Source organism: Synergistota bacterium (assembly GCA_025060595.1).
Lineage (GTDB): Bacteria > Synergistota > GBS-1 > GBS-1 > GBS-1 > 42-11.
In genome coordinates, this window is the sequence record JANXBX010000033.1 from 1 (window position 1) to 701 (window position 701).

The following is a 701-nucleotide window of genomic DNA, read 5'->3' on the forward strand; positions in this document are numbered from 1 at the left end:
CTCAAACAGCCAGTGATATTGCAAAACTTGGTGGAGAGTTACAGACAGCAATAGGTAGATTTAAGGTTTAAAAATATAAAGTATAAAAAACATTGACATATTTTGTCACAAATTTATAGAATTAATTTAATCCCTGGGGGAGGTCGAAAGGCCTGAGAGTTCCCGAAAAGGGAAGACCCCTTGAACCTGATCCGGGTAATACCGGCGGAGGGAAAGGGAGAGACTGAGATAAAACCAGCCTCTATCCTTCAGGGATAGAGGTTTTTTATTTTTGGAGGTTTTATGAAAGTAAGGATAAACGGAAACTACATGGATGTTAAAGCAAAGACAATAGCAGAGCTTCTACAGGAGCTTGATATAAATCCACAAAGGGTTGTTGTTGAAGTGAATTTGGAAATCGTAAAGAGAGATAGATTCAATGATTATGAAATAAAAGAGGGCGACTCTATTGAGATCGTCAATTTTGTAGGAGGAGGGTAAAATGAATGATCCGTTAATAATAAGAGGAATTGAGTTTAAATCAAGGTTATGGGTAGGCACAGGTAAGTATAAAAGTTTTGAAGAAACTGCCCGTGCAATAGAAGCTTCTGGCACAGATGTGGTTACAGTTGCTGTAAGAAGAGTAAATATTATAGATCGTTCCAAGGAAAATCTTCTTGACTATATTGATCCTAAGAAATACAAAATTTTACCAAATACTG

The 701-nt window shown here is 36.7% G+C and carries 2 protein-coding genes and 1 riboswitch; both genes read left to right on the forward strand.

What is annotated here, in order from left to right; all coding sequences use genetic code 11:
• Window positions 1-125: 125 nt before the first annotated feature.
• Window positions 126-231: riboswitch (TPP riboswitch) on the forward strand.
• A gap of 51 nt (window positions 232-282) precedes the next feature.
• Window positions 283-480, forward strand: coding sequence for a sulfur carrier protein ThiS (thiS, locus tag NZ900_09735; protein MCS7234359.1), 198 nt, complete (start codon window positions 283-285; stop codon window positions 478-480).
• Window position 481: 1 nt separating this feature from the next.
• Window positions 482-701 (forward strand): thiazole synthase (locus NZ900_09740; protein MCS7234360.1); only part of this gene is annotated, 220 nt, incomplete at its 3' end.

Coding starts and splice junctions, on each gene's coding strand:
- thiS (MCS7234359.1), top strand. CDS start 283: ATGAAAGTAAGGATAAACGGAAACTACATGGATGTTAAAGCAAAGACA.